General features: G+C 43.2%; 27 protein-coding genes. 15 read left to right on the forward strand and 12 right to left on the reverse strand.

Annotated elements, in window-relative coordinates:
• The first annotated feature begins 124 nt into the window (after nt 1-124).
• Together VL20_RS32980 and VL20_RS32985 are read left to right on the forward strand one after the other, a co-directional pair.
• A complete protein-coding gene (locus VL20_RS32980; protein ID WP_284525853.1) occupies nt 125-256 on the forward strand; it encodes a hypothetical protein in 132 nt (43 codons plus the stop codon).
• Nucleotides 257-396: 140 nt separating this feature from the next.
• The gene (locus tag VL20_RS32985) at nt 397-528 is read left to right on the forward strand and encodes a hypothetical protein (RefSeq protein WP_284525853.1); all 132 of its coding nucleotides are present in this window, start codon (nt 397-399) and stop codon (nt 526-528) included.
• A gap of 22 nt (nt 529-550) precedes the next feature.
• On the opposite strand, the gene VL20_RS18555 is transcribed toward VL20_RS32985, so the two are convergent.
• Together VL20_RS18555 and VL20_RS18560 are read right to left on the reverse strand one after the other, a co-directional pair.
• Complete coding sequence (locus tag VL20_RS18555) at nt 551-1,594, reverse strand: N-acetyltransferase DgcN family protein (protein WP_052277391.1); 1,044 nt, start codon at nt 1,592-1,594, stop codon at nt 551-553.
• Nucleotides 1,587-2,639: a dipeptide epimerase gene (locus VL20_RS18560; RefSeq protein ID WP_052277392.1), complete on the reverse strand. Its 1,053-nt coding sequence runs from the start codon at nt 2,637-2,639 to the stop codon at nt 1,587-1,589. Before VL20_RS18560 ends, VL20_RS18555 begins: the two co-directional genes overlap by 8 nt.
• A gap of 207 nt (nt 2,640-2,846) precedes the next feature.
• Here VL20_RS18560 and VL20_RS18565 point away from each other — a divergent pair, with 207 nt between their 5' ends.
• The 4 genes from VL20_RS18565 (at nt 2,847) to VL20_RS18575 (ending at nt 6,294) form a co-directional block, all read left to right on the forward strand.
• Nucleotides 2,847-4,010 (forward strand): LptF/LptG family permease, encoded by a 1,164-nt coding sequence (locus tag VL20_RS18565; RefSeq protein WP_052277393.1) that lies wholly within the window; start codon nt 2,847-2,849, stop codon nt 4,008-4,010.
• 60 nt (nt 4,011-4,070) lie between these two features.
• The gene (locus VL20_RS31830) at nt 4,071-4,238 is read left to right on the forward strand and encodes a hypothetical protein (RefSeq protein ID WP_002759244.1); all 168 of its coding nucleotides are present in this window, start codon (nt 4,071-4,073) and stop codon (nt 4,236-4,238) included.
• 127 nt (nt 4,239-4,365) lie between these two features.
• On the forward strand, nt 4,366-5,709 hold the full coding sequence (locus VL20_RS18570; protein ID WP_052277394.1) for an adenylosuccinate synthase: 1,344 nt from the start codon (nt 4,366-4,368) through the stop codon (nt 5,707-5,709).
• 27 nt (nt 5,710-5,736) lie between these two features.
• The gene (locus tag VL20_RS18575) at nt 5,737-6,294 is read left to right on the forward strand and encodes a 50S ribosomal protein L25/general stress protein Ctc (protein WP_002781534.1); all 558 of its coding nucleotides are present in this window, start codon (nt 5,737-5,739) and stop codon (nt 6,292-6,294) included.
• Nucleotides 6,295-6,402: 108 nt separating this feature from the next.
• On the opposite strand, the gene VL20_RS18580 is transcribed toward VL20_RS18575, so the two are convergent.
• Nucleotides 6,403-7,386 carry a FliH/SctL family protein gene (locus VL20_RS18580; protein ID WP_052277395.1) on the reverse strand — a complete coding sequence of 328 codons (984 nt, stop codon included), beginning with the start codon at nt 7,384-7,386 and terminating at the stop codon, nt 6,403-6,405.
• Nucleotides 7,387-7,498: 112 nt separating this feature from the next.
• On the opposite strand from VL20_RS18580, the gene VL20_RS18585 reads away from it, so the two are divergent.
• From VL20_RS18585 to argC, 3 genes are all read left to right on the forward strand, one after another.
• Nucleotides 7,499-8,488 (forward strand): DUF389 domain-containing protein, encoded by a 990-nt coding sequence (locus VL20_RS18585; protein WP_052277396.1) that lies wholly within the window; start codon nt 7,499-7,501, stop codon nt 8,486-8,488.
• 86 nt (nt 8,489-8,574) lie between these two features.
• Nucleotides 8,575-8,838, forward strand: coding sequence for a DUF3146 family protein (locus VL20_RS18590; protein WP_002733391.1), 264 nt, complete (start codon nt 8,575-8,577; stop codon nt 8,836-8,838).
• A gap of 254 nt (nt 8,839-9,092) precedes the next feature.
• Nucleotides 9,093-10,154, forward strand: coding sequence for an N-acetyl-gamma-glutamyl-phosphate reductase (argC, locus tag VL20_RS18595; RefSeq protein ID WP_052277397.1), 1,062 nt, complete (start codon nt 9,093-9,095; stop codon nt 10,152-10,154).
• Between the two features lie 648 nt (nt 10,155-10,802).
• On the opposite strand, the gene VL20_RS18605 is transcribed toward argC, so the two are convergent.
• Nucleotides 10,803-12,095 carry a D-alanyl-D-alanine carboxypeptidase gene (locus tag VL20_RS18605; protein WP_052277399.1) on the reverse strand — a complete coding sequence of 431 codons (1,293 nt, stop codon included), beginning with the start codon at nt 12,093-12,095 and terminating at the stop codon, nt 10,803-10,805.
• Nucleotides 12,096-12,244: 149 nt separating this feature from the next.
• Between VL20_RS18605 and plsX the strand changes: the two genes are divergently transcribed.
• Nucleotides 12,245-13,300 carry a phosphate acyltransferase PlsX gene (plsX, locus tag VL20_RS18610; protein ID WP_004268976.1) on the forward strand — a complete coding sequence of 352 codons (1,056 nt, stop codon included), beginning with the start codon at nt 12,245-12,247 and terminating at the stop codon, nt 13,298-13,300.
• A gap of 51 nt (nt 13,301-13,351) precedes the next feature.
• On the opposite strand, the gene VL20_RS29425 is transcribed toward plsX, so the two are convergent.
• Nucleotides 13,352-13,516 (reverse strand): hypothetical protein, encoded by a 165-nt coding sequence (locus tag VL20_RS29425; protein ID WP_249264882.1) that lies wholly within the window; start codon nt 13,514-13,516, stop codon nt 13,352-13,354.
• Here VL20_RS29425 and VL20_RS18615 point away from each other — a divergent pair.
• The gene (locus VL20_RS18615; RefSeq protein WP_052277400.1) at nt 13,488-14,489 is read left to right on the forward strand and encodes a beta-ketoacyl-ACP synthase 3; all 1,002 of its coding nucleotides are present in this window, start codon (nt 13,488-13,490) and stop codon (nt 14,487-14,489) included. The genes VL20_RS29425 and VL20_RS18615 overlap by 29 nt on opposite strands.
• Nucleotides 14,490-14,497: 8 nt before the next feature.
• On the opposite strand, the gene VL20_RS32990 is transcribed toward VL20_RS18615, so the two are convergent.
• Complete coding sequence (locus VL20_RS32990; RefSeq protein WP_284525854.1) at nt 14,498-14,632, reverse strand: hypothetical protein; 135 nt, start codon at nt 14,630-14,632, stop codon at nt 14,498-14,500.
• Nucleotides 14,633-14,655: 23 nt separating this feature from the next.
• Between VL20_RS32990 and fabD the strand changes: the two genes are divergently transcribed.
• Nucleotides 14,656-15,582 carry an ACP S-malonyltransferase gene (gene fabD, locus VL20_RS18620; RefSeq protein WP_052277401.1) on the forward strand — a complete coding sequence of 309 codons (927 nt, stop codon included), beginning with the start codon at nt 14,656-14,658 and terminating at the stop codon, nt 15,580-15,582.
• A gap of 232 nt (nt 15,583-15,814) precedes the next feature.
• Here the strand turns inward: fabD and VL20_RS18625 are convergent, their stop codons facing one another.
• The 4 genes from VL20_RS18625 to VL20_RS18640 form a co-directional block, all read right to left on the reverse strand.
• Nucleotides 15,815-16,816, reverse strand: a complete 1,002-nt coding sequence (locus VL20_RS18625; protein ID WP_052277402.1) for a pentapeptide repeat-containing protein — start codon at nt 16,814-16,816, stop codon at nt 15,815-15,817.
• 198 nt (nt 16,817-17,014) lie between these two features.
• Nucleotides 17,015-17,149, reverse strand: coding sequence for a hypothetical protein (locus VL20_RS32995; protein ID WP_255520608.1), 135 nt, complete (start codon nt 17,147-17,149; stop codon nt 17,015-17,017).
• 216 nt (nt 17,150-17,365) lie between these two features.
• Nucleotides 17,366-18,877, reverse strand: coding sequence for a glycosyltransferase family 39 protein (locus VL20_RS18635; RefSeq protein WP_052277403.1), 1,512 nt, complete (start codon nt 18,875-18,877; stop codon nt 17,366-17,368).
• A 24-nt stretch (nt 18,878-18,901) separates the two neighbouring features.
• Nucleotides 18,902-21,139, reverse strand: a complete 2,238-nt coding sequence (locus tag VL20_RS18640; RefSeq protein ID WP_052277404.1) for a sensor histidine kinase — start codon at nt 21,137-21,139, stop codon at nt 18,902-18,904.
• On the opposite strand from VL20_RS18640, the gene VL20_RS33000 reads away from it, so the two are divergent.
• From VL20_RS33000 to VL20_RS18650, 3 genes are all read left to right on the forward strand, one after another.
• A complete protein-coding gene (locus tag VL20_RS33000) occupies nt 21,124-21,249 on the forward strand; it encodes a hypothetical protein (RefSeq protein WP_284525855.1) in 126 nt (41 codons plus the stop codon). The genes VL20_RS18640 and VL20_RS33000 overlap by 16 nt on opposite strands.
• Before the next feature lie 364 nt (nt 21,250-21,613).
• On the forward strand, nt 21,614-22,246 hold the full coding sequence (locus tag VL20_RS18645; protein WP_052277405.1) for a response regulator: 633 nt from the start codon (nt 21,614-21,616) through the stop codon (nt 22,244-22,246).
• A gap of 119 nt (nt 22,247-22,365) precedes the next feature.
• Nucleotides 22,366-23,139, forward strand: a complete 774-nt coding sequence (locus tag VL20_RS18650) for a Uma2 family endonuclease (protein WP_052277406.1) — start codon at nt 22,366-22,368, stop codon at nt 23,137-23,139.
• Nucleotides 23,140-23,197: 58 nt separating this feature from the next.
• Here VL20_RS18650 and VL20_RS18655 read toward each other — a convergent pair whose 3' ends face one another.
• Both VL20_RS18655 and VL20_RS18660 read right to left on the reverse strand, forming a co-directional pair.
• Nucleotides 23,198-24,262, reverse strand: coding sequence for a pentapeptide repeat-containing protein (locus VL20_RS18655; RefSeq protein WP_052278508.1), 1,065 nt, complete (start codon nt 24,260-24,262; stop codon nt 23,198-23,200).
• A gap of 163 nt (nt 24,263-24,425) precedes the next feature.
• On the reverse strand, nt 24,426-25,319 hold the full coding sequence (locus tag VL20_RS18660; protein ID WP_052277407.1) for a ferritin-like domain-containing protein: 894 nt from the start codon (nt 25,317-25,319) through the stop codon (nt 24,426-24,428).
• Nucleotides 25,320-26,421 lie beyond the last annotated feature (1,102 nt).

Below are 26,421 nucleotides of genomic sequence, written 5' to 3' on the forward strand. Positions count from 1 at the left end.
TGGAATGATGAACTATGACTAGGGAGCTAGTTAAGAGTGAATTAAAGATGAAGATTGATTGAATGAACCAATCATAGTTAAGACTGTTGGAAAAGAGGGTCTGTAGGCGCACGGATTTTCCATTATGAATATAGTATCCTGTCAAGTCGCCTTTGTCAAGAGAAAATTTGACAACATCCAGACAAACGTTATTGTAGGGGTAATTCATGAATTACCCCTACACCTATTACCTAGTCCAGTAACCCACCACCATTGACAGTGATTGGAATGATTGGAATGATGAACTATGACTAGGGAGCTAGTTAAGAGTGAATTAAAGATGAAGATTGATTGAATGAACCAATCATAGTTAAGACTGTTGGAAAAGGGGGTTTGTAGGCGCACGGATTTTCCATTATGAATATAGTATCCTGTCAAGTCGCCTTTGTCAAGAGAAAATTTGACAACATCCAGACAAACGTTATTGTAGGGGTAATTCATGAATTACCCCTACACCTATTACCTAGTCCAGTAACCCACCACCATTGACTATGATTGAATTAATCACTGATTACTGATTAGTGATCACTGATAATAACCCTTGACCGCCAAAACGGACAACATCGGTACAAAATAACCCCGTTTCCTCCTGCACAGTTTCTATAGCTTTAACTGCCGCCTCCGGACTAAGATGAAAAGTATTTAAACTAATCCCCTTTACCTTCACCTCCCCGAAACTTCCCCCAGCGCTGCCAGTCATTTCGTAGAGTTTAATCACTTCCGTTAGGGGAGGGATGAGAATATCGGGTAAATCTTTGATATGAATTTGTCCAGCACGATGGACGAGAATTAACCCCGTTGGTTGACTGCCACGCATTAAGGGCAAGGTAGCAGTGGATCCAGGGTGTAATAGCGAACCTTGACCCTCAATAAACAGAATATCATTATTTTCCGCCGATTCTAACACCAAAGCCTCGATCGCACCAGCAGCATAATCGACGCGCACCGCATCCAAGGGTACACCTTTTCCCGCGATCATAATTCCCCCCTGTCCAGTGGCTAAAAATTGCGATTTTAGCCCTTTTTCTTGGGCAACTCGGTGTAATTCGATGCTAGTGGACATTTTGCCCACACTCATATCCGTCCCTACCGTTAAAATACGCTGACAGGTTAAATTTTTCGCCCGCGCTTGCCCAATTTTTAAGCCTTGGGGTTCCAGACGGATATCCCAAATCCATTGATCCGGTTTAAGCTGAGAAAAAAGGGGTTTTAGGGGTGTATGGAGTCCATTAACGAGGGATAACCCTGCCCTTACCCCCTCTTTGATTTCTTCTAGCCAATGGGGTGGTAAAATGCCTCCTGAGGGTGCGATGCCAATTAACAGGGTATCGGGATGATAGGTTAGAGCTTCCCTAACAGTAGCAACAATCGGCAAGGGGCGATCGATTCCGGCCACTTCTTTTAAGGCGCTGCCGGCGCTTTCTGCGTCAATAATCGCCACTACCTGCGCTTTTCCGTAACGCAGATAACTTAACCCAGTTTTGCCGCGAGTTCCTTTGATTCCTTCGTGGAGAAGAATCGCTACTTTCTTGTCAGGAGTCAAATAATTAGTCATCTTCTGTCCGTAAACTAACACCCAAACCGGGCAAATTATTTGGTTGTAAACGTCCCTTTTCTAAGCTTAAACCCGTAAAGGGATCATCGCGTAAATTTAAATGACTATCTAGGTCAAGATAGTTGACAAGCGGGCCAAGATGTGCTAGGGCAGTATTGGCTAAACTGCTATCAGAGTAACATCCGAACATAATTTGCAGTCGGCAAGCTTGGGCAATATGAATCATTCTCTGTACTTCGGCTAATCCACCAGCTTTCATTAGTTTAATATTAATGCCGTGGACTCGATCGGCCAGTTTCGGGATATCTTGACTAGAAAAACAGCTTTCATCGACGAAGATAGGTAGGGGCGATTTTTGGTATAAATCAATTAAATCTCGTTCTTGTCCCACGGATAGGGGTTGTTCCACATAAATAACGCCTTTTTCCTCTAACCATTGGCACATTTTCACCGCATCGCTCAATTTCCAACCACCATTAGCATCGACAGTTAGGGGCAAATGGGGGACAATTTCTTTAATAGCCAGAATTATAGCTCGATCGGCTTCTATACCGTCCGGTGAGCCTAATTTGACCTTTAATAAGCTAAAATCGCCGATTTCTAGCCAATCTAACACCCTCTTCCCCACATTTTCTGGAGAATTTAAACCGATAGTAACAGAAACTGGCGGAATTAAAGAGCGATCGAGTCCAAAAATTTGCCAGAGAGGTAAATTAGCTTTTTTGCCTAACCAGTCGTGCAGCGCCGTGTCAATAGCGGCACGAGTAGCCGAAGATATCTGATTTTGCCATAAAATTTTCTCAATTTCTTGGCGTTGACAGGGGTGAAAAGATTGTAAAAGAGGAGCGATCGAGTTTAATTCTTGCAGGATTTTATCGGGGTTTTTCTCCTCGCTGGTAATATCAAAAGGGGATGCCTCTCCCCAACCTTCGATATTTTCCTCGCTAATTTGCAGCCAGATATTAGTATTTTTGCTGGTAGTGCCGCGACTAATCGTTAAAGGTACTCGTTTATGAATAGTAAAAGTTTGCCAGTTTAGCAGCATAATTCACCTAGGGATGATCGGGGAATAGGAACAGAAAAATTATCTACACTTACCCAAATCCTTACTTCTGTCCACTCTCCCCGCAATCATACAACTTCTGGCGGTGTTTTTCGTCAAAGACAAAATATGATAGGCTAACCGAAGGTATAGGCAAGACGGCTGCGGGTTAGGAAATGGGATGAAAGAGGAGTGAGTTAACCAAAATCAATGATTAAGAAAAAGATTTCTTGCTGGGTAAATGGAGGTATTGCCCTCATTGATCGCTATCTGATCAGCCAACTACTACCCCCATTTTTATTTAGTGTTGGTTTATTTGCCTCTTTGGGAGTAGCGATCAGCAATCTTTCCGATTTAGCTAATCAGGTAGTTGATGCTAATCTACCCCTTGCCTCGGCCCTAGAAATTCTCCTGTTAAAAGTGCCAGAATTTGTCACTTATTCCCTGCCAGTTTCTCTTTTGCTGGCCACTTTAATCACCTACGGACGTTTAAGTAGTGATAGCGAAACCGTTGCCCTGCAAAGCTGTGGAGTCACTCTTTACCGTCTTTTTATACCGACTTTTTGCCTGAGTTTAATAGTTACAGTGGTGACATTTTTATTAAACGAATATGTGGTTCCTAATGCTAATTATCGAGCTACAGAAATTTTAGTACAGAAAATTAATAAAGAAGCAAACTTTTGGAAAAATAAAGACTTTTACTATCCCGATTATGAAATAAAAACCCTAGAAAATGGTACGATTAATCGCAATTTAAGAAGTTTATTTTATGCCGAACAATTTGACGGGGAAAAGATGAAAACCGTCACCGTTATCCGTTGGCTAAAACAAGAATTAAATCAAATTATTATCGCCGATTCTGCCCGTTGGAATGCCGTCGATAACGTCTGGGACTTTTTTAACGGCATTATCTATGAATTAACCCCCCCTAACGCCTCCTATAGCCAAGTTATCCCCTTTAAAGCCGAAAAAATCGCTTTATCTCGCTCTGCTTTCGATTTTGCTCGTCAAAGCCGCGATCCCTACGAGATGAACATACCACAGGCGATCGAATATGTGCAACTGCTCAAACTCAGTGGCGATGAGAAAAGAGTCAGGTTTTTTCAAGTGCGAATCCAGCAAAAAATCGCCTTTCCCTTTGTCTGTATCGTCTTTGCTACCATTGGCTGTGCCTTGGGTTCTCTACCGCAAAGAATTAGTCGGGGAACCAGTTTCGGTCTCAGTGTCGCCATTGTTTTCCTCTATTATCTTTTAAACTTCTTAGTGGGCAGCTTGGGACTAACCGCCACCCTCTCCCCCTTCCTAGCTGCCTGGCTGCCTAACTTTTTCGGTTTTGGGTTAGGTCTGTGGTTATTATGGCGACTTAACGGTTAGACTTTTTTGAAAATTTTCGTCAAGATAGGAGACGTAGAGTTATAGCAGGCCCCTTAGTCTATGTTTCCCTTCTTCTTTAACACTTGTGGCAGCACTTCCCGTCAAGAATGTCAAGAGCGTAAATTAACATTCCTCAAATGGATGCGCGACGACCTCGAAACCCGTCTAGCGGGATTAAATGCCGCTATCGAAACTATCGAGCGTCAAATCAGTCGGGAAGGTCAATAAACCCTGAAAATAGGCGAGTTTTCCCCTCGCCTTCTCCCCACAATTAGCTAAGAGAGATAACTTGACAGTTGTATTCGCCAAGAGGGATAATAGGAGTTTGTGTGAACTTTAGCTAGACTAAAATACCTTGGCTAACGTTATTGTAATCGGCGCTCAGTGGGGCGACGAAGGAAAAGGAAAAATCACGGATCTGCTGAGTCGATCGGCGGATGTGGTGGTGCGTTCTCAAGGTGGCGTAAATGCGGGTCATACCGTCGTCGTCGAGGGTCAAACGTTCAAACTCCATCTAATTCCCTCTGGGATTCTCTACCCGGATACGGAATGTATAATCGGCTCAGGAACAGTCATAGATCCCTCGGTGTTACTCAAAGAGATGGCGCAATTACACGCCCTCAATGTTACCACCGACAATCTCTATATCTCGCAAACGGCTCATGTCACTATGCCCTATCATCGGCTGCTCGATCAAGCATCCGAGGAAAAACGGGGTAAATATAAAATCGGCACCACGGGAAGGGGTATCGGCCCCACCTATGCCGACAAGTCCGAGCGCATCGGTATTCGAGTCATCGACTTGATCAATACCGAGAATCTGCGGCAAAAACTAGAATGGACGATCAATTATAAAAACGTCATTTTAGAAAAGTTATATAACTTACCGCCTTTAGATCCGAAGACGGTGATCGAGGAATATCTAGAATATGCCGAGAAACTGCGTCCCCATGTGGTCGATAGTTCCCTAAAAATCTACGAAGCAATCCGCAAGCGTAAGAATATTCTTTTTGAAGGGGCCCAAGGCACCCTACTCGACCTCGATCACGGAACCTATCCCTACGTTACCTCCTCCAATCCGATCGCCGGGGGTGCTTGTGTCGGTTCTGGCATTGGTCCAACGGTAATCGATCGAGTGATCGGTGTGGCCAAAGCTTACACCACTAGGGTAGGGGAAGGTCCATTTCCCACGGAATTAGAGGGGGAGATCGAGCAGTTATTATGCGATCGTGGGGCGGAATTCGGGACTACCACCGGCCGTCGTCGTCGCTGCGGTTGGTTTGATGCGGTGATCGGTCGTTACGCGGTACGAATCAATGGTTTAGACTGTCTAGCGATCACCAAGTTAGATGTTCTCGATACCCTAGAGGAAATCAAAGTCTGTGTCGCCTACCAATTGGACGGCAAAACCTGTCGCCATTTACCCAGTAGTGCGGTGGAATTCGCCCGTTGTCAACCTATTTATCGAACGATGCCGGGGTGGCAACAACCCACCAGCGATTGTCGCAGTCTGGAAGACCTGCCCAAACAGGCCCTCGATTATCTAAAATTCCTGGGGGCGATCATGGAAGTACCGATCGCTATTATCTCCCTAGGAGCTAGTCGCGACCAAACTATTATCGTTGAAGACCCCATTCACGGACCAAAACGCGCTCTTTTGGACGAAAATGGCTCACCTTGGGATAATCACGAATTTTAAATCATTGCTAAAGAGGATTAGTCAACTATGCAAGTTAGCGTTGAATGTCAAAAAAGACCGGAGAATATTAACCCCAGGGCCCTACGTCGTCAGGGTTTGATCCCGGCGGTTCTCTATGGCCACAACGGCACGGAATCGGTTTCTCTGGTGGTGGGAGAAAAAGCGGCCTTAACCCTGCTTAAAAAGGCTTCGGTAAATAATACCCTGGTGGATGTGAATGTTCCCGAAATGCCCTGGACGGGAAAAGCTTTGATCCAAGAGGTACAATCTCATCCCTGGAAAAGAAATCTCTATCACCTCAGTTTCTTCTCGGTATCTGCCCACGGTAAGCTCGATATCGTTGTTCCCATTAAGGCCATTGGAGAAGCGATCGGAACCAAACAGGGCGGTTTAATCGAACAGTTCGTTAACGAAGTTAATGTCTCCTGTATTGCTGATAATATCCCAGAAGTGATCGAATTTGATGTGTCGGGGATCGGTGTGGGGCAATCCCTGCTCGTGGGTGATTTAAAAATGCCGGAAGGGGTGACTTTAAAAGATGATCCCCATACCACCGTTTTTGCCATTGTTGCCGCTAAACGGTAAATTCAGTGATCAGTGATCAGTAACCAGTCATCAGTGAGCGGCCAATCATATTTCATTGTTGACTGTTGACTGTTGACTGTTGACTGGTTACTGCTCTGGCGCTCCCATCTACTGGGGGGTTATATCGTGAAAACGCTCAAATAGCTCCTCGCGGGTGGATTCGATTAATAAACGGCTAGATTCGCTGGGGGATAAGGATAACAATCCCTCAATCACGGGATTAAAAGAATCATCTAACTTTCCAAAGCGCACTTGTAGTAAATTTTCGATCATCCCCCGACGCGCCTCTTGAAGACCTGCTTGAAGACCTGCTTGAAGACCTGCTTGACGACCTTCTTCAAGAGCTTCTTCTCTAGCTTGACGACCTTCTTCAAGAGCTTCTTCTCTAGCTTGTCGTCTCACTCCTTCTTTCCATTCCAGATAAGTTTGCGATAACGTCATAAACACCTCTCGATCCTCTTCTTCTAAAATATTTTGTATTTCCACGCTCACCCGCCAACTAAGTAATAGTTCTATGACATTTTGACGGTAGTTGTTCCCTATTGGTAATTCTAGCAACTCTCGCACGGCTTGATTCTGAGTTTTGCCCTTACCCAATAACCTTAACCAGAGGGTGTGAAAATTAACAGGAAGTTGATTGATCACAATAATAGCCGTGCGCTGTAAAGGAGGCAAGAAATAGACCCCTTCGGGCCAATTCCGGTCTAAGGCCGCCCCAAAACCGTTTAATATAGTCTCACTAACCAGAGGAGCAAGAATCCATAAACGGGGCAAATTTTCCTCATTGTAGGGGCTATTTTCTCGTTTGGCTTGTCGCTGTAGTTCAGCAAAAACGGCGGTTAATTTCGAGAGACAATTACGCACATCGGCACGAGTGGGAGAATTACGATAGGGTTCTAGGAGAGCGCTATTTAGGGCAATTTGACCTAATAATCCTAGATTATCGACAGTTATCTGCCGATCTGGATGAGGCGAAAAAAATAGATCAATTTGTCGGGTTTCGTCGGTAATTTCTTTGCTAATTTCTACCCGGCCTAGGGGCGATAATAATTCTTCCAGATAGTTTTTAGCAAATTGGTCATGAGGTTTCATCGATCGAGGCGAAGAAAAAAACGGTAAGATTAGTTAAAGAAAATGATACAAATATACATTGATTAGACAAAAAAAGCTATAAGTAAAAGAAAAGTTAATCTTCCTAAGTCCCATGACCAGAAAAGAACGGCCTTACTCGTGGTTCTCAAGAAAACCCTTGACCTGGCAACAATCGCGGGCCATGTGGCGCGATTTATGGTTAGAAGCGTCCCTCGATTTTCCCTATCTAGCTTTGATTGTTAGTTCTTGTGCGATCGCTACCTTTGGTTTAGTTGCCAATAGTGCAGCCGTGATTATTGGAGCGATGATTATTGCCCCTTTGATGTTGCCGATTCGTAGTCTGGCTTTTGGTGGTTTAATTGGCAGTTGGCGATTAATTCGTAAGTCAGCATTGGCGATTTTAGTCGGTACGATTATCGCTTTAGCGATAGCTTGGTTTCTAGGATTATTGATCGGAATTTCTGAATTTGGTAGTGAAATTCAAGCCCGTTCTCAACCGAATCTTTTAGATTTAGGAGTGGCAGTTACCGCGGGAGCAATCAGTGGTTATGCCAAAATAGAACCGAAAATTTCAGGTACTTTAGCGGGAACAGCGATTGCCGTGGCTTTAATGCCGCCAGTTTGCACGATTGGTTTAGGATTATCCCAAGGCAATTGGATCCTAAGTTTGGGAGCCACTCTGTTATATATTACCAATTTATTAGGCATTGCTCTCGCCTGTTTGTTGGTCTTTTTACTGGCAGGTTATTCTAGTTTTCATCGGGCGCGTAACGCTCTAATTTTGACTTCTATCCTGACAGCAGTGCTGCTAATTCCCTTAGGAATAAGTTTTGCAACTCTGGCTAATCAAGCTCGCTTAGAAAGGCTGATCAAAAAAGCTTTATTACAACGAACAGTTACTTTTCAACGGACAGAATTATTGGAGTCTTCGATTAATTGGCTCAATCAACCTCCCCAGGTGAGATTAGTCGTAAGAACCGCCGAAAGCATTACCCCCAGACAGGTAGAATTGTTGCAAGAATTCATTACCAAGGAAATGGGGCGACCTTTTCAATTAAATGTCTTGGTTTCTAAGGTTAATGAGGTCACTTCCCCGGAATAGCGTCGAGAAAATTAGCTCAAGTAATGACAAACAAGGATTAATTCGCTATCTTAATGTTTGATATTTAATCTATAGGTAGGGTTCAGGTGAGTGGCGGCAATCGACCAGAAAGCACGGCTTATGTGCGGATAATTAAGCAATCTTGGCAAACGGGGAAATTAGAGGGAGAAGTGCGGACGGAACAATATCAATGGCGTTTTCAGTGGCATTTTCTTCAAGGCAAGTTATTAGTACAACCTTCCCTAGGTAGGGCTTTGATTTTTGAACCCTTGAATCGGTTTTTAGAACGCTACGATTATCAATTAGAACCGGGAGGAGATTATGAATTTACGGTGCGCTCAAAATTTTAAATATGGGGGATTGAATTACAGCCTTTCTCCTAAGGATGAAGTTTAACTTAATTTGGCATCATAAAAGGAAAACCTTGTACCTCATCATTAAGATAACTGCCTATTGATCAAAAGAAATTGACGGTTTATGGACAACCCGGCCGAGATACTAGGTTTTTAAAGGAAGTTTTTTGATTTAAATCCTGCCGGTTAGGCTAAAATTCAGCCATACTAAAGCGTTATATTAACGATAAGAATTTTTAGGAATAAGGGAAATGACGCAAGAACAGAAGGTTTCAGTGGGTATTGTCGGCGCTTCCGGATATGGTGGCGTACAGTTGGTACGTTTGCTCAAAGAACATCCCTTCGTAGAATTAGCCTATCTGGGGGGCGATAGTAGCGCCGGAAAACCCTACAGTGATTTATATCCCCATCTCGGTCATAGCATTAATCTTAATGTGGAGGCGATCGATTTAGAGATAATTGCCTCCCGTTGTCAAGTGGTTTTCTTGGGTTTACCCAATGGTTTAGCCTGTGATTTAGCCCCTCCTTTGCTCGCTAAAGGGTGTAAAGTTTTGGATCTGTCGGCAGATTATCGTTTTACTAGCCTAGAAACCTATAGTAAATGGTATGGCAAGGAACGTCAGGATCAAGCGATCGCATCTACGGCTGTGTACGGTTTGCCGGAACTTTATCGGGAAGAGATTAAAAATGCCTCTTTGATCGGTTGCCCCGGATGTTATCCTACTGCTAGTTTAATGGCGATTTCTCCCCTGTTAAAACAGGGTTTAATTCTCCCGGAAACCACGATTATTGATGCCAAATCGGGAACTTCGGGAGGGGGAAGACAAGCTAAGATTAATATGTTATTGGCAGAAGCAGACAGTTCGATTGGGGCCTATAATGTAGCGGGAAAACACCGTCATACTCCCGAAATTGAGCAGATTTGCAGCGATTTAGCCGGTCATGAGGTGCGCGTCCAGTTCACCCCCCATTTAATGCCCATGGTTCGGGGTATCCTGTCCACAGTCTATGCAACTTTGCGGGATCCCAATCTGGTGCGGGATGATTTAATCACTATCTACAATGCTTTTTATCGCACTTCTCCCTTTGTCAAAATCTTACCGGGGGGAGTCTATCCACAAACTAAATGGGCCTGTGGTACTAATTTATGTTATCTCGGTATTGAAGTGGATCCGAGAACCGATCGAGTGATAGTGATGTCAGCGATCGATAATTTAGTTAAGGGACAATCGGGACAAGCGGTACAATGTCTCAATCTCATGATGGGTTGGGAAGAATCCCTTGGTTTACCGCAAATGTGTTTTTATCCCTAAAAATTTCTGGATGCGTTTAACCGGGTACATCTCATTTTTGTAAATCTACTGAGTTGGGATTTTTAAAGGGAAACTATCTTCTAAAATTGGTGATCACTTCCGATTTTACCACTCAATCCAAGCCTTTGGGGGGTTCTACCCCCCAAACCCCCCGTTGGGGGCGTGGCGCCGCCCCCAAACCCCGGAGCGCATTAGTTTTTTGGTGGGATGCTTACACGCAGCTGCTGATACATTTGTAATTATTTGGCTCTTCTGGTTTCTGTGTGGAAACTAGGTCTATACTGATAGTTTATTCCGCAAAATAGTCCTAAAAGTTTTGCCCAATAAGCACTTCAGGATTCCATAAGCCAAAATTATCACACAAAGTCGAGAAGAGCCATTATTTTAAGAGTGACTGATAATTGCTGATTGTCGGTATTTCTGCAAATGTGAGATGCACCTCGTTTAACCACACATCCTTTAATCAATTTCAGGAAAAACTGGCAAAATTTTGTCACTATGATTGAGATGCGATGTTTACCGATTGGCAGCAAAGACAAGGAGAAAATGGCAGAAAAGTAGTCAGTTTATCGACAAAAGCGAATATAAAACCTTCCTAAATTTCCTCACCACCCAACTAAATTTGATTGTCAAGTTGATATCAATCCCTTAGAAACCTTGACTTATTCGACTGGGATCACCTAGAAAGGCCCTTGCAGGAATCGATCCTTTAGTCGCTTCTGGGAGAATTTGCCAGTGTTGATCTAAAGCTTGTAACACCCGATCCTGCTGATTTCTGAATCCCTCGATATTGCTACTACCAGCATTCATAATCACAAACCAAACTTTACCCCTTTCTTGGGTGGGAATTTCTCCAGCTAAGGCACTAACTTGGGCTAAAGTTCCAGTTTTAATCATCACTCCTTTAGGAATGGCCCGCCACTGCATAGTTCCTTTGGTATCGCGTCCCCCCACCGGAAATAAATCGGCGACTTTGATCGGTTGATTGGCTAATTTGCGATCCAATGCTTGAAGAATCTCAATAACTGCCCGGGGAGACAAGCGATTTTCTACCCCCAATCCCGAACCATTAATTAATTGAATTTCCTCCGCTCCTACCCCAGTAATTTTAGTATTAATTGCGTCCACTGCCGCCGGACCACCGAGCAGTTCGGCTAACATTTCTGACATGACGTTATTACTATAAATATTCATCTGACGCAACAGTTCCGTTAAAGTCAAGGACTGATGACGCAACAATAATCGGGCATTTTCGGGGCGAATTTGACTGGCTCGAACCATGCCCAAAATCTTCACCTGTGGGGCTTTTGTGCCGCTAGGAAGGCTCTGAAAAGCTTTTTGGGTTTCTTTTGACCATTTCGATTGATTAAGCCCAATTTTCAGCAATTCTCCCGCTTTGAGGGGATCGGTTTGAAAATTCATGGCGAATTGACCGGTAATGATCAGATCGCCTTTGACCTGACGGATGCCTAATTGATCGAGGCCATTGCCCACTGCGATCGCTTCTTCCCAGACAAAAAGCGGATCCCCTTCCCCTTCAATAATTAAATCTCCCTCTAACACCCCGTTTTTTACCTCTCCCGTGCTGTAAAAACGAGTAGCAAAACGATGATCGAGGGGCCAGGTTTCCACGGCGGCGAGAGTAGTGGCGATTTTAGTTAAAGAAGCCCCCGAAGCGGGCAGATTACCCTGATGATCAGCTAAATAAGCCCATTCCGTCTCAATTAACACCCGTTGTTGACTAGAGTTTAAACCTTTTTTCGTCAACTCTTGCAGATAATCGGCCACGATCGCCGCCACCCGGGGATCGGGAGCGGTGGGAAGGTCAAAAATAGGCTGATTTTGCCAAGAAATTAGGGGAATATTGGCGATCGGTTGGGATTGCCCCCCCAGCCAACCCAAGAGAAAGCCGAAAACTGCCAAATTAAAAACTGAGAACATCTTTTCCTTAATCGCAATGATGCCTTATTGTATAGAAATGATTGGTAATTTTTAACAATTGCTCGATCAGAAAACACTAATCCTCGATCGGCCAGCTTTTGTCAAGAGCTGCCGCTCAACTTATTAAAGATTTCTATCCCACTGACTCAATGGCAGAAACGGCATTAAATCGGGCAAGAATCGCGGTAGATGCGATGGGAGGTGACTACGCTCCCAACGAGATTATCGCGGGATCGATGCGAGCTTCCGAAGAATTAGATGTAGAAGTATTATTAGTCGGCGATTCTGAACGGATTGAGGCTTATTTCCAGCATCATCCCCGTCCCAAGAATCTCACGATCGTCCACGCGGAGGAAGTGGTGGCCATGGACGAAGAGCCGATCACCGCTATCCGTCGCAAACCAGCGGCCTCGATTAATGTGGCCATGGATTTAGTCAAACAAAATCGCGCCGATGCGGTGGTGGCCGCCGGTCACTCCGGGGCAGCCATGGCGGCGGCGTTACTGCGTTTAGGTCGTTTAAAAGGAATCGATCGCCCGGCGATCGGTGCAGTGCTGCCGACGATGTTGGCGGGTAAATCGGTGATTATCCTCGATGTCGGGGCGAATGTGGACTGTAAACCCAAATATTTAGAGCAGTTTGCCCTAATGGGAACAATTTACAGTAAATACGTTATGGGGGTTGAAGATCCGAAAGTCGGTTTACTCAATATCGGTGAAGAACCTAGCAAAGGTAACGATCTCGCCCTAAAAACCTACGAATTATTGGAAAATAACCAGCAAATTCCCTTTATCGGCAATGCTGAGGGCCGGGATGTGCTATCGGGACAATTTGATGTGATTGTCTGCGATGGTTTTGTCGGTAATGTCCTGTTAAAATTTGCCGAAGCGGTGGGAGGAGTTATCCTACAAATTCTCAAAGAGGAATTACCTAGGGGGATACAGGGTAAAGTCGGGACGGCTTTAATTAAACCCAATCTTAAACAGATTAAACAACGCATGGATCACGCGGAACACGGCGGTGCGCTGTTATTTGGAGTCGATGGGGTCTGTGTGATCAGTCACGGCAGTTCCCAAGCGCCTTCGATTTTTAACGCCATCCGACAGGCGAAAAATGCCGTCGATAATCGCGTTTCTGAGCGCATTCAAGCCTACAATGACCACCATCATCAATTAAAAAAGTTGTCGGTGAACAGTGAAGATTAAGCTGTGAACCATCTTGAAGCGGTCGGGAGACTCCGAGACAGGAGACTATTTTTATTTATTCTTCCCACTGATAACTGACCCACTTCCCACTGATAACTGACCCACTTCCCACTGATAACTGACCCACTTCCCACTGATAACTGATAACTGATAACTGATAACTGATAACTGAAAAAGGGGGAATATTTTGAACGGATTCGGGGCAGCAGTCGTCATTACTGGTTGTGGATCGGCCACACCAGGGCAATTTCTTAGTAATGAAGAACTCAGCCAAATTGTCGAGACTTCCGATGAATGGATTAAAAGTCGTACCGGCATCGGTCAACGCCATTTAGCGGATCAATCGGTGTCTTTGAGCCAATTAGCAGCCCAAGCGGCGATTAAGGCTCTAGAAATGGCTCAGGTGTCGCCTAGGGACATCGATCTGATTCTCTTGGCTACTTCTACCCCCGATGATCTGTTCGGTAGTGCCGCCCAAGTTCAAAGTCAGATCGGGGCCAATCGGGCGATCGCTTTTGATCTCACCGCCGCCTGTTCGGGTTTTCTGGTGGCATTAGTCACCGCCACCCAGTTTATCCGTACTGGTACTTACCGCAATGTCTTGGTTATCGGGGCCGATGTTCTCTCCCGTTGGGTGGATTGGAACGATCGCGCTACCTGTGTCCTCTTTGGTGATGGGGCAGGGGCGGTTCTTTGTCAAGCAAATGATACAAAAGATAACATTCTCGGTTTTGAACTCCATAGCGACGGCAGCCAGAATGGTTCTCTCAATCTCGCCTATCAGGGGGAAGAATTGCCCCTTAAAGAGGGGGTAAGGGTTCAAAAAGGGACCTATAAGCCTCTAACGATGAACGGACGGGAAGTCTATCGTTTTGCCGTGGCGAAAGTGCCAGAGGTCATCGAAAAAGCTCTCTATCGGGCTAATTTAACCACCAGTGACATCGATTGGTTAGTTCTGCACCAAGCTAATCAAAGAATTATAGACGCGGTGAGCGAGCGCCTGAAACTGCCTCCCGAAAAAGTGATCAGCAATCTCAGCGAGTATGGCAACACTTCCGCTGCCTCGATTCCTCTAGCCCTCGATGAAGCTGTCAGGAGTGGTAAGGTCAAAAAAGGTGATATTATTGCTTCTTCTGGCTTTGGTGCCGGTTTAACTTGGGGTGGGATTATCTTCCGTTGGGGAGATTAATTCAGTGATCAGTAAACAGTAACCAGTAACCAGTGAACAGTAAACAGTAAACAGTAAACTAAAAACTCACATCTGATAACTGATAACTGATAACTGATAACTGATAACTGATAACTGATAACTGATAACTGACCCAAACACATCTATCTATCTATTTTAAGAACTTATGAAAACAGCGTGGATATTCCCGGGACAAGGATCGCAAGCGTTAGGAATGATTGGAGATTTAGCGGAAAGTGCGCTTGGCCAAGAGAGATTAAAAATAGCATCAAAAATCCTCGGTTGGTCAGTCCTGGAAAAATGTCAAGGGGATGAAGAAACCCTATCTCGTACTCTTTATACTCAACCTTGTTTATTTGTGGTGGAGAGTATTTTAGCGGATTTGTTGCAAGAAAAAGGTCATTTTCCCGATCTAGTCGCTGGTCATAGTCTCGGTGAATATTCCGCTTTGTATGCGGCCAGGGTGTTTAATTTTGAGACAGGATTAAATCTAGTTCAAAACCGTTCCCGTTTGATGGATGCGGCCGAAGGTGGTAAAATGGCCGCCTTAATGAAATTTGATCGCACCAGTCTAGAGACAGTGATTAATCAGACGGAAAATGTAGTTATTGCTAATGATAATAGTGCTGAACAAGTGGTAATTTCTGGGACTCCTGAAGCGGTGGATTTGGTATTAGGTCAAGTGAAAGTTAAGCGGGTTATGCAGTTAAAAGTATCCGGCGCTTTTCACTCTCCCTTGATGGAAAATGCTGCCATTCAATTTCAGCAAATTTTAGAATTAGTTAATTTTCGGGCTGCAAAAGTTCCTGTGATTTCTAATGTCGATCCGAGCAATCCTACCCAGGACGGGGAAGAATTAAAAAAATATCTGATCTGGCAGATGACTAGCTCGGTTCGCTGGCGAGAAATTATGTTAAAATTGCCAGATGTGGGTGCGGAAAAAGCGATCGAAGTGGGTCCGGGTAAAGTTTTAACTGGTTTAATTAAACGAACTGTTCCTGCAATTGAGTTAGAAAATATCAGTCAATTAGCCGATATATCCAAGGGTAGCGACGATGTTATATTCCGGGGTTCATTAATTGGTGTTGGTTAAATTATCTAGCAACATTTTCGACAAAGGAAGTAAATTGATGGATACCTAGCCAAAAATTTGGTTAGGTATTTTTTTAGGAAACTATCATAGGGTTTGCGGCAAAAACTTTTTCAGCAGACCCTAGTTATTCTCCCATCTTCCCCCCGCAACGCGCACGAAGTGGTCTCCCCACTCCCCACGGTTATAGAAACCTCGGCAGAAAAGTCTCTACAACCAGGTTTTTCTAGGAATATTAGGAAAGGAGATTACCGCGACTACCGTTAGGAAGAATAGTTTCTTCGAGGGAAGCAGAAAGAAGATTATTTTCGGTTAAAATCGCCCCAATTAAGTTAGCTTGTTTGAGATTAGCTCGTTTAAGATTGCTTCCCACTAAATAACTCAAGAGTAATCCCGCTTGGTGTAGATTAGCACCAGAAAGGTTAGCGGAGGCTAAATTAGCACCGAGCAGATTACAACCGGTTAGGTTAGCCTGGCGAAAATTGGCTTTATTAGCGTCAGTTTTACTTAAATCGGCTCCAGTTAAGTTAGCTCCCTCAAAATCGCTACAATTGAGGTTAGCTCCCGTCAGATTAGCACCTTCGAGGTTAGCATAACGTAAATCCGCCCCCCGTAAATCCGCCCCGCGCAAATCGGCATAGCTGAGGTCGGCGTATTGAAGATGGCAGTTTTCCAGATTAGCTTGATAGAGATAGGCTCGAATTAGGTTAGCCTCTTTTAAGTTAGCATAGCTAAGATTGGCAGAGCTAAGAATAGCACGAGTGAGAATAGCCCGTTTTAGGTTAGCTTTCCCCGCCATGGCATGGGTTAAAGTGGCTGAGGTGAGATTAGCGGCTTCGAGATTCGCTTTGAACAGTTGAGCAAAAAGTAAGCTACTGTGAATTAAACAGGCAGAACTTAAATCAGCCTTTTTCAGAACAGTATTACTCAAAATTGCGCCGCTTAGTTGACTTTGGTGCAAATTTGCCCCGGAAAGGTCGGCTTTAGTCAGGTTAGCATCGATAAGACAAGCTTTGCTTAAATTAACTTCTTCGAGGGAAGCGTCCTTGAAATTAGCGTTAATTAAACTAGCTTCGGCTAAATTGGCTCGTTTTAAGTAACTATGACTGAGGTTAATCTGGTTTAAACACTGTCTCTTTAAATTAACTCCGCTAAGTCTGACTTCCGCAAAGTTGCGTTCACCTCGATTATACAGTTCGATTAGATGTTCACGATTGGTTAAGGCATTGCTACTCATAAAATAACTAAATTGTTCTGGAAGGTGATTTCCAGAGAATTGGTTGGGGAAAATTACTGATCATGAAGTCGATCTCTAGGATTAGTACAGGGAGCGACTGGGAATTTTTGCGAATAAATAGAAATTTTCAACCAATTACGGGCTTAAAATCCCTATTGGCAATCACTAAAACCGGTAAAGAACGAAAAGAATCGGGGTTCAATACCAAAAACAGTCTCTACCTAAACCCGCCACTTGTTGCCAGCCAGGTCTAGGCATTAAATTAGAGAAGTCTTGTGCGTCAGTTTTTCTGACTGAATCTACTGCCTCGCCGATGTCTTGACTCGGTATCATACAGTTGAATTTGTTAGGTCTGCTTAGTCAGTCCGGTAGCCAAGAGGCTAAAACTCTTCATCACCAGATTTCGGGGACTCTCCAGTTGAGCAAGCATAAAACTCTGTAAAAGTCAATCCCTCTTAGGGGTGAACTGCCCAATTCTATTCCCTGAAGTCTTGGTTTATTCAGTTTATCAGGTTGTGGTCTGTTTTGGCAAGAGCGGTTAATGGCTTTTTAATCAATTCGCCAAAAGGCTTGATTTTCCGTAGGAGATAATTGTACAGACTGGTTATCTAAATATTGTCTGAGACTGGGGGAAGGATTGAGGAGATAAATATCAGTAAATTGATTTTTTAAGGAGGGGATGGAAACTCTAAGATCCGACTGAATAAATAAATACTTTGTCTTAGCATCAGTGGTATGAATAAGGGGCAAGGTATCTAACCAATGTTCTGAAATAATTAGAGGTTTTTGACTGCGATTAATCATTGTATAAGCGTTGGGAATATTGCTACCATAGCCCACATATCTAGTTGCTGGCGGTGGATAGGGAATTTTGGCAATTAATCCGAAAACTAGCAATAATATTAAGAGAATTTTTGCCCAGCCTTGGCGCTGCTGTAATCCGTTGCTTAGTAAAAAGGTAACTGCCAGCAGCATACCGAGAAAACTTGGTAAGTAAAATCTGCCCACAGCTGTGTAGCGAAATCCTCTGATTAGATCCCATGCTAAAAGAGAGAAAAAGGGGATAATTGTCAGGAGAATAATCAGGGTAAAAACTTTTTTATCGGCTTTTTTGCCCAGATAAATAAAGGAGATGATGACGAGGATAATTAGGCAGTATTCAATAATAGGGGTGATGGTGGAATTGGTTAAACTAAAATTATAAAATAAACGAGCGATCATTCTTACCCATCTTTGCCAAAGGATCTCTAGGGGTAAACTGCCTTTTGACCATCCAAAGACAGTAAATCGACTGGTAAAAATCCGGGTTAACCAAATTGAATAAATACCTAGGGAAGCAAGTAAGCTGATGCTATAGTATTTTTTGGTTAAAGAGTTAAAAGAATTCAGCTGCAACAGAAAATATAGGCTATGAACTACTAGAACAAAGATAAAGAAAACATGGGTATATAAACCAGCGATTAGGGATAAACTATAGAAAAACCAATCTTTTTTCGGTTGCGAGGAATCAATAGCTTTGAGAAATAACCAGCTAGAAAGTATCGAAAATAAAACATATAGTCCGTATTCCCAAATTCCCAGAGCATAACCAGTAAAACGCGGGGAAAAGAAGATAAGTGTAGCGGCAATTAAAGCGGCGTTTTTATTTTTAAATAAAGTCAAAGCTAAATGGTAAAAACTCCCTAAAATACCAAACCAAATAATTACCGAAAATCCTCTTAAGACTAAATCAGAATTGCCCAATAATCTTGCCAAAAACCAGAGGAAACTGTAATAGAGAGGTAGATCGTAATTCGAGCTAGTATAAAGAGAGGCTAAGGTATCAGGAAAACCTTTCACGGAATTAACCCCTTGAAATTGCCAGAGTTGTTCTGTAGATTTAATTTGTCCATCGAACAGATAGTTAATTAACTGTTCGGGTCTGTTACCAGAAAGATGCAGTAAGACCAAAGATTCATCGTGCCAAACATAGCTATAGTAGGCGAGATGGACAAAATAGAAAATATTGAAAATAATCAATAAACCTAAAGCAAATCTAACCCCAGATTGACGAGTAAACATAATTATCTTGATCCTGTTAAAAAATCACTGATTACTGTTGACTAACTCCGGCTTAATTAATCTAGAATTTTGATGGGCAAGGGGTAAGGTAAACCAAAACTGTGAGCCAACCTGTGGGGTACTTTTTACACCAATTCTCCCAGAGTGAGCCTCGATTATTTGCCGACATTGGTAGGAACCTAAACCGATTCCCGTTAGGTGTTGATTATGAAGATTTCTTACATATAAATGGAAAAGATGTTGACATTGTTCCTCATCCATGCCAATGCCATTATCGCTTAAAGTGCAGTAGATCATGTCTTGGTCAACACGAGCATCTAAAGCTAATTGAATCGGTGAAGGATTATGTTTTAAGGCATTATTTAATAATTGTTCAAAAACACTTCTTAGCTGACAAGGATCGGCATCAATAGCGGGTAAGTTATCGGGGAGAAGATTAATAAACGTAGCTTGATATAAATCAAAATCTTTTTGCCAATCTTTCAGCCAAATTTCCACCTGTTTTTTTAGAGATAGAGGTTGACGATGCAAGATTAAAGGCCGTTCTTCAGCAAAATGATTTTCTGATAAAGCATTAATTAAAGTTAATTGTCTATCACAACTACGCACCACCTGATCGAGCATTGCTCGCGAGATAGTTACTTTTTCTGTTTGCCGACACTGGAAATTTTTTAATAACATCACTAATCCCATAATCGAGGTGCGAAGATCGTGGGATACTGCCTGTAAAAAAACCGTTTTCATTTCGTATAAACGCTGAATTTCCCAGACTTTTTCCCGCAGTTCTAGGGTTCTTGTTTCTACTTCCCGTTCTAAATTATTATTCAATCTTTGCACCCTCTGATATAGCTGCGCTTGGCCGATAGCGATACAAACTTGGGTGGCTAACTGTTCTAATAATTTGACCTCGCTTTTTTGCCAATGACGGGGATGGGAATATTGATGGACTACTAAAGCGCCTAAATGTTGATTATTAACCGTTAGAGGTAAAACTAAAGAGGATTTAACTTGCAGGTATTCGTAATAACCCTTGAGAGTGGGCAGCGTTTGCACCTTAGCGGTATTATCAGCAATAATTAACTTATCTAAAGAAAATAATTGTCCTAATTCTTCCAGTAATTCTGGTTCGGGAAACCAACCCATGAGCGGGGGAATCTGGGGACGACGGGACTCGGCGATTACCTTGGCCCAACCCCCCTCTTGACAGTGACCGATATAGACTTGATCGGCATCGAGAAAATTTCTGATTTCCTCAACAATGGTATTTAAAACCTGATCTATATCTAAAGATTGATGGACTTTTAAAGCCACTTGTGTTAGCAAATGTTCTCGTTCTAAAGTTTCATTTAAAGCTCGATCGATCTGTTGTCTTTCGGTAATCGCCGCCGATAAAAACAGAGAAGTTGACATGACAATGACTAAAAAGATTTGTAAGATCAGGACACCTCTGGTATAATCAGGGGCCTGTAGGATAAAAGGGCTGACTCCTCCGACCAATCCCATCAAAGCTAAAATAGATACTAAAAAATTGGCTATTACCGCTCCCCAGGTCTGAAAACGCATAGCAGCCCAAACCACAAAGGGAAAAGGGAGATATTCGAGGTACTGCACCATACTCCAATCGGGGTTAAGAAAATTCTGTTGACCACCAAAAACCACGGAAGTCACCACCGTTAGCAAACTCAGACAAAGTAAGGCCTCGCCAAGGCGTTGGGGTTGCCGTGCTTCCCGCAGGGAGTGACGCTGGAAGCAAAAACGCAACAGCAGCGGCGTGGTCATTAAGATCCCCGTACTATCTCCGAGCCAGATAATGCCCCAAGACTGTCCAAATTGCCGCCAATCCCAAGTATTTAGCCAACTACGGGCAAAAGTATCGATGGTGGCATTGACTGCCGAGGCCAATAAGGCCGCCAAAAATACCAGTAAAAGGATATCGCGAATACGCTGTAAAGTGGCGGAAAATCTCAGATAATGCAGGAATTGCGCCCCTAACAGGGCCGATAAACTGCTGCCGAGTGCCGAAAATAGAGCTATAGGCCCACTGGCCCCTAAAAGGAAGGTAAGAAGCAAATCCCCGATAAAAACGCCTAAAACTAGCCTTTTTCCCCCTAAAAAAACAGCAGTTAAGCCAATACCAGCACTCATCCAAATTGGGGCAGGTCGCGACCCTAAATTTAAGCAGAGATAGCCTAGCCAACCAACACCCAGATAAACCAGGGCAACAAGCACAATTTTAGAGCGATCTGATGAAATCCGTAGCATTTTCAGTTATCAGTTATCAGTTATCAGTTATCAGTTATCAGTTATCAGTTATCAGTTATCAGTTATCAGTTATCAGTTATCAGTTATCAGTTATCAGGTTTAAGTTTTAAGTTTTAAGTTTTAAGTTTTAAGTTTTAAGTTATTAGGTTTAAGTTAAGTAGTCATGCAAAATAAATTTCCTAGTGAAGACAGGCAAGAGGCAATAGGCAAGAGGCAAAAGCTTTATCGAAATGTGTAATTAATTTTGCTTAGGTACTTATTAGGTTTAAGTTTTCAATTTTCAATAAATTTAGTATCTTTCACTGGTCACTGGTCACTGGTCACTGATCACTGGTCACTGATCGCTGGTCACTGATCGCTGGTCACTGATCGCTGATCACTGTTAATCTCTCTCCAGATTGCCTAAACTAGGAGTAGTTCTGCTTCATGCAGATGGGTGAAAACCGTACATTTTCCTTTTAGGAATCAAAGATCATGCGGATTTTAATTGTTGAAGACGATCCTTTAATGCAGTTAGGTTTAGAACAAGCGCTCGGTGAACAACCAGATTTTGAGATTGTCGGTCAAGCGAGTGATGGTCTGGCGGGGGTACAATTAGCCCTATCCCTACGGCCAGATTTAGTGGTCATGGACATCGGTTTACCCCGTCTTGATGGCATTGCGGCAACTAAACAGATTAAGGAGGGTTTAGCTAATGTTCATGTGGTCATGCTCACTTCCCACACTCTCCAACAGGAAGTGATCGCAGCTCTGGCTAGTGGTGCTGATGCCTATTGTATCAAGGGAGCCAGTCTCGATCGCCTTTTGTCCGCTATTGAAGCAGCTAAGGATGGGGCCACCTATTTAGACCCTCAAATTGCCCGTTTAGTCATGGATAATCTCAAAGCACCGGCAGTGCAACCTAATCCCAATCTAGCACTTTTATCGGAGCGAGAAATGGAGGTTTTAAAGTTAATTGTCGAGGGCAAAAGTAATGCTGAAATCGCCGAAAAGCTCTATTTAAGCACCAATACGATTAAAACCCATGTGCGGGGAATTATGAATAAATTGGCCGTGGACGACCGAGTACAAGCGGCCGTAATTGCCCTGCGTTCCGGTATTGTTTAAGGAGAAAATGGCGATTTACCCACAGGAATATTCTACCTCAATTGCTATTGCTACAATTGCTCAAAAAATCCCTTCAATCATTTATAATAAGTTATCGACCTATCTCTGTTGGATAAACCATGACTATCGCTCAAAGCTTACCCCTAGTCGAGTCTCATGTCAACCCTGAGATAATCTTCCCAGAAGGCGAATTTTGGAGTGATGAACCACCCTTGGAAAGTAACTTACATCTACAACAAATTATTTTATTAATTCAGTGTTTAGAATGGTGGTGGCGCGAGCGAGAAGATTATTTTGCCACTGGCAATTTAACTATCTATTACAGTCCCAACCAGAAAAAGTCAGAATTCTTTCGTGGTCCTGATTTTTTCGTCGTTTTGGGGACAAATCCCAATCCTAACCGCAGAAGTTGGGTAGTTTGGCGAGAAGAGGGCAAATATCCCAATTTAATTATCGAAATTCTCTCCGATAGTACCGCCAAAGTTGACCGAGAGGAGAAAAAACAAATTTATCAAGATATATTTCGCACTCCCGATTATTTTTGGTTTGACCCAGAAAGCCGAGAATTTCAAGGATTTACCCTAATTAGCGGTCAATATCAACCGATTGCCCCCAATCCCCAGGGATGGCTCTGGAGTCAACAATTAGGCTTATATTTGGGTTTATCCGCCAATAAATTGCGCTATTTTACCCCCGAAGGGGAATTAGTACCCACTCCCGCAGAAGCGGCACAACAGGCAGAAAATCAGGTTTTAGAGGCAGAAAACCGGGTTTTAGAGGCAGAAAATCGGGCTGTAGAGGCAGAAAACCAAGTACAGCAAGAAAAGCAAAAAGCGGCGAAATTAGCAGCTAAACTGCGGGAATTAGGCATAGATACCGAGGAAAATCTCTAATCTTCATTTTCGGGGAGGGGTGAGGGTATTTGGTGTCATTTAGAGGCTGAATAGTTGATTAATCGCAGAAAGCTCCGCGCAAGCGTAAATTTTCCCGCAATTCCTCGGTCATCCCCACGTTATCGGCAAACTTTGCCCCCTGCACTTTTGCCCCACTCAAATTCGCTTGAGTGATGTTGACTTCAACCAAATTAGCTCCTGCTAAATTGGAGCCAATTAAATTAGCTAAAGCCAAACTAGAACGGTAAAAATCAGCATAACTTAAATCGGCATTAGCTAATAAGGCTCCGCTTAAATCTGCTCCCTTAAAACTAGCATGACTGCCGTTAATTTCACTTAAATCAGCATCGGTTAAATTTGCCCCCCGCAGATTTGCTTGATAGAGATTGGCCATGCCTAAAGATATACCACTTAATTCCGCTGCTAGGAGATTTGCCCCAGTAAAATCCGTTAGGGGATTAAGTTCAGCTAATTGGGCTAATTCCAGAAAATCATCACTAACAGCAGCATAAATTCCCTCGATTTGTGTCTGCAATTTCTCTAAATTTTCTGATGCTGCTGGTTTCGGTTCCACTAGAACATTATCTAATTCCACCTGCGATGAACCCAAAGAAATACGACTCAAAAAAGCATCAAATTGATTTTCCATCAGGAAAAATGCTAACTTTCGCTCTAAAATACTATGTTTATTGGGACTTAGATCGTGTTTCCATAATCCCGATGTTTCCGTGATACAGATATCGGCAGCTGTCAGCGAAAATTGCACAGTTAGATGATAAGGTTCTTCCTCGACACTGACGGTTCCTAGGTTAATCCTTTCGAGCGCTCCTGTAAATATTGACTGAACACTTTTGAACGATAACCGCCATTGATAATTATTAATACGATTTATGTATAACTCTTGACTAGAAAGAGGATTTGGTGTTAGGTGACAATTAACTAAAACAAAATCTAATTTTCCTCCTTTCAGTCCCCATTTAATTTCCCCGCCGAGGAGAGATTGAATTTGAGCTTGTAGGTGTAAAGTTAAATATAAATCAAATTTTTGCGAGTCGGTGGCTACTGGTTCTAGGGTTAAAGATACACTATCGGGATAGCGATCAAAGGCAGCTAAAAGACGCATAATCCAAAAGAGAAAAGCCAAAATAAACAGTAAAAAAGTGGTGTTTCTCTGGCCCCAAAGCCGAGAACTCACCCCTATTTAAAACAATAGCCGATTTTCTCGATCCTCGATGAACATTTCTTCGGCGATCGCTGAACGATTGCCCCTGAAAATCAAGGTTAAATTAGTTGACTTTCTCTTTTTTGCCGATATTGCCGTCCGCATTAAAAAACATCGGTAAAAAGCGTTCCATAAACATTTGTGGATCACGATTCCAGGCTTTTTGAGCCGCTTCTACCCGGAATAATTGTAATTTCGGGTCGAGAAGGGATTGGGGTAAACGTTCCATCAGATATTGAGGACGTTCCCAAAGCGGCATAGTGGCGGCGATTTCCATTAAATGACCGACGCGGCGCAATTCTGCCCCCAGGGTGATATCCATACCCGATTCATAGGCGGCCTGTTCGATCGCTGAGTATTTGGCCTTCGCTTTTTCGACTTTTTGCCGATGTTCGGGGCTTTTTTGGGCAATTTTGGCTAACCAACGATTGCCCCAACGCACATGGCCCGCTTCTTCAGGAAAAATTTTGGCGATCGTTTCCCGAATTTTCAGATTTTCTGGGGTTTGTTCCCCTTCCTTGAGGGCATAGATATGGGCGGCAAAGTATTCGCATCCCCGTTTTTCCGTGACGTTAATTGCCGCTAGGGCTGCAATCAGTCCATCTTCCCTTTGTTCTTCGCCTTGGAATTGGTCTTGATCGAGAAGACGTTCAAATTCGTCGATATAGGACAACCCCGGCGGTTTCCCCACATCAGCCCCCAATTCGATCAATAAATCGGTTAACCAGTAAGCATGACGCGCCTCATCGGCGACGTGGTGGGAAAGGTCCTGGATCAGTTCTTTTGGTTGTCCGTCTAAGGTTTCGATCAGTTCGGTCAGGTCTTTACAGCTACGTTGTTCGTTGTAGCGGTAACGGTTGAGGGTGACAAGATGAATTTCGCGATCGCTAATGACACGCTTCATGATGTCGCGAGCGCTCATCGTCTTCTTGAATTTACGAGGGTAAGCAACGGTCATGAGTTTGTATCGTTTTGTAAACGGCTTTCCGTATTCTAACGGAGTTTTTTCCCGATCTGGCCAGCTTTTTTCAGTGATCAGTCAACAGTCATCAGTGAACTGAAAACTTAGATCTGATAACCGATCGCTGATGCAAGTGGGAAACAAATTTAAAGATTTTTTTGGCAATTATTTTGACTCATTGTTCGCTTAATTTTTTAGGGGAAGGGTTTTAAAATTACTGTTACCTTTATCCTATATGCTTTTTAGCGAATAAGGTGAGCAGAATAGGTTCAAGAGTGCGATCGCCAATTGGCTCGCTCAAACCCTCATCAATTCCTTAACCTCAAAATGGTCTTTTTGTACTAATAAATATTCCAGTAGAACGCTCAATGGGTTTGCTAAACTGCATTTGAGACAACTTATCAAATTTTCGGTTCGAGAAATGAGCGAACGGTGAGTTTTGATGGGGAAATATTTTACACTTCAAGGGGTGACAGAGCGACTAAAAGGCTCGCTGGATAAAGCGCATAGCCGTTAGACCTCTAGAAAAATCTTGGTGTTTTCCAGCAGCAATTCTCATTTTGAAATAAATGATGAATTAACCCCTATTGCGAACCTCAAAGTTTAGTATAAAAGAATTATGTCGTCAGCTATAGGGTGCTCACCAAAAATAAAAATTGACCCGATTTATTATCAAAATAAAAATTTATAATTGTTGTCCGTTAAGATAAAATTAATAGGTTGAACTCTATTAGTTAGTCAAATTTCCTCAAGATGGCAAAAAAGGAAGCGACCGTGTTGGGTTTCGCTCTCCCCTAGAATTGAGAGGTTTTCTTTAACCTGTTGATTCGCTCAACCCAAGCTACGGACTATAGTAATCATAACAATTACTGTAGGTTGGGTTGACGTAAGGAAACCCAACAAAAAGCAATGGGAAGAGGGAAATAGCGAGCGCTCATTCAGACAGATTTAGGTGTTGGGTGTTGGGTTTCGCTCTCCCCTAGAATTGAGAGGTTTTCTTTAACCTGTTGATTCGCTCAACCCAAGCTACGGACTATAGTAATCATAACAATTACTGTAGGTTGGGTTGACGTAAGGAAACCCAACAAAAAGCAATGGG

Origin of the sequence: Microcystis panniformis FACHB-1757 (assembly GCF_001264245.1) — a bacterium.
GTDB lineage: Bacteria > Cyanobacteriota > Cyanobacteriia > Cyanobacteriales > Microcystaceae > Microcystis > Microcystis panniformis.

Excerpts from the sequence above, each read along its gene's own strand:
- VL20_RS33000 (WP_284525855.1), top strand. The coding sequence starts at position 21,124 with ATGAAATCCGTAGCATTTTCAGTTATCAGTTATCAGTTATCAGTTATC.
- fabD (WP_052277401.1), top strand. The coding sequence starts at position 14,656 with ATGAAAACAGCGTGGATATTCCCGGGACAAGGATCGCAAGCGTTAGGA.
- VL20_RS18585 (WP_052277396.1), top strand. The coding sequence starts at position 7,499 with ATGACCAGAAAAGAACGGCCTTACTCGTGGTTCTCAAGAAAACCCTTG.
- VL20_RS18605 (WP_052277399.1), bottom strand. The coding sequence starts at position 12,095 with ATGTTCTCAGTTTTTAATTTGGCAGTTTTCGGCTTTCTCTTGGGTTGG.
- VL20_RS18635 (WP_052277403.1), bottom strand. The coding sequence starts at position 18,877 with ATGTTTACTCGTCAATCTGGGGTTAGATTTGCTTTAGGTTTATTGATT.
- VL20_RS32985 (WP_284525853.1), top strand. The coding sequence starts at position 397 with ATGAATATAGTATCCTGTCAAGTCGCCTTTGTCAAGAGAAAATTTGAC.
- VL20_RS31830 (WP_002759244.1), top strand. The coding sequence starts at position 4,071 with ATGTTTCCCTTCTTCTTTAACACTTGTGGCAGCACTTCCCGTCAAGAA.
- argC (WP_052277397.1), top strand. The coding sequence starts at position 9,093 with ATGACGCAAGAACAGAAGGTTTCAGTGGGTATTGTCGGCGCTTCCGGA.
- VL20_RS32980 (WP_284525853.1), top strand. The coding sequence starts at position 125 with ATGAATATAGTATCCTGTCAAGTCGCCTTTGTCAAGAGAAAATTTGAC.
- VL20_RS18575 (WP_002781534.1), top strand. The coding sequence starts at position 5,737 with ATGCAAGTTAGCGTTGAATGTCAAAAAAGACCGGAGAATATTAACCCC.
- VL20_RS18580 (WP_052277395.1), bottom strand. The coding sequence starts at position 7,386 with ATGAAACCTCATGACCAATTTGCTAAAAACTATCTGGAAGAATTATTA.
- VL20_RS29425 (WP_249264882.1), bottom strand. The coding sequence starts at position 13,516 with ATGACGACTGCTGCCCCGAATCCGTTCAAAATATTCCCCCTTTTTCAG.
- VL20_RS18650 (WP_052277406.1), top strand. The coding sequence starts at position 22,366 with ATGACTATCGCTCAAAGCTTACCCCTAGTCGAGTCTCATGTCAACCCT.
- VL20_RS18560 (WP_052277392.1), bottom strand. The coding sequence starts at position 2,639 with ATGCTGCTAAACTGGCAAACTTTTACTATTCATAAACGAGTACCTTTA.
- VL20_RS18645 (WP_052277405.1), top strand. The coding sequence starts at position 21,614 with ATGCGGATTTTAATTGTTGAAGACGATCCTTTAATGCAGTTAGGTTTA.
- VL20_RS18565 (WP_052277393.1), top strand. The coding sequence starts at position 2,847 with ATGATTAAGAAAAAGATTTCTTGCTGGGTAAATGGAGGTATTGCCCTC.
- VL20_RS32990 (WP_284525854.1), bottom strand. The coding sequence starts at position 14,632 with ATGTGTTTGGGTCAGTTATCAGTTATCAGTTATCAGTTATCAGTTATC.
- plsX (WP_004268976.1), top strand. The coding sequence starts at position 12,245 with ATGGCAGAAACGGCATTAAATCGGGCAAGAATCGCGGTAGATGCGATG.
- VL20_RS18555 (WP_052277391.1), bottom strand. The coding sequence starts at position 1,594 with ATGACTAATTATTTGACTCCTGACAAGAAAGTAGCGATTCTTCTCCAC.
- VL20_RS32995 (WP_255520608.1), bottom strand. The coding sequence starts at position 17,149 with ATGATACCGAGTCAAGACATCGGCGAGGCAGTAGATTCAGTCAGAAAA.
- VL20_RS18640 (WP_052277404.1), bottom strand. The coding sequence starts at position 21,139 with ATGCTACGGATTTCATCAGATCGCTCTAAAATTGTGCTTGTTGCCCTG.
- VL20_RS18625 (WP_052277402.1), bottom strand. The coding sequence starts at position 16,816 with ATGAGTAGCAATGCCTTAACCAATCGTGAACATCTAATCGAACTGTAT.
- VL20_RS18655 (WP_052278508.1), bottom strand. The coding sequence starts at position 24,262 with ATGCGTCTTTTAGCTGCCTTTGATCGCTATCCCGATAGTGTATCTTTA.
- VL20_RS18660 (WP_052277407.1), bottom strand. The coding sequence starts at position 25,319 with ATGACCGTTGCTTACCCTCGTAAATTCAAGAAGACGATGAGCGCTCGC.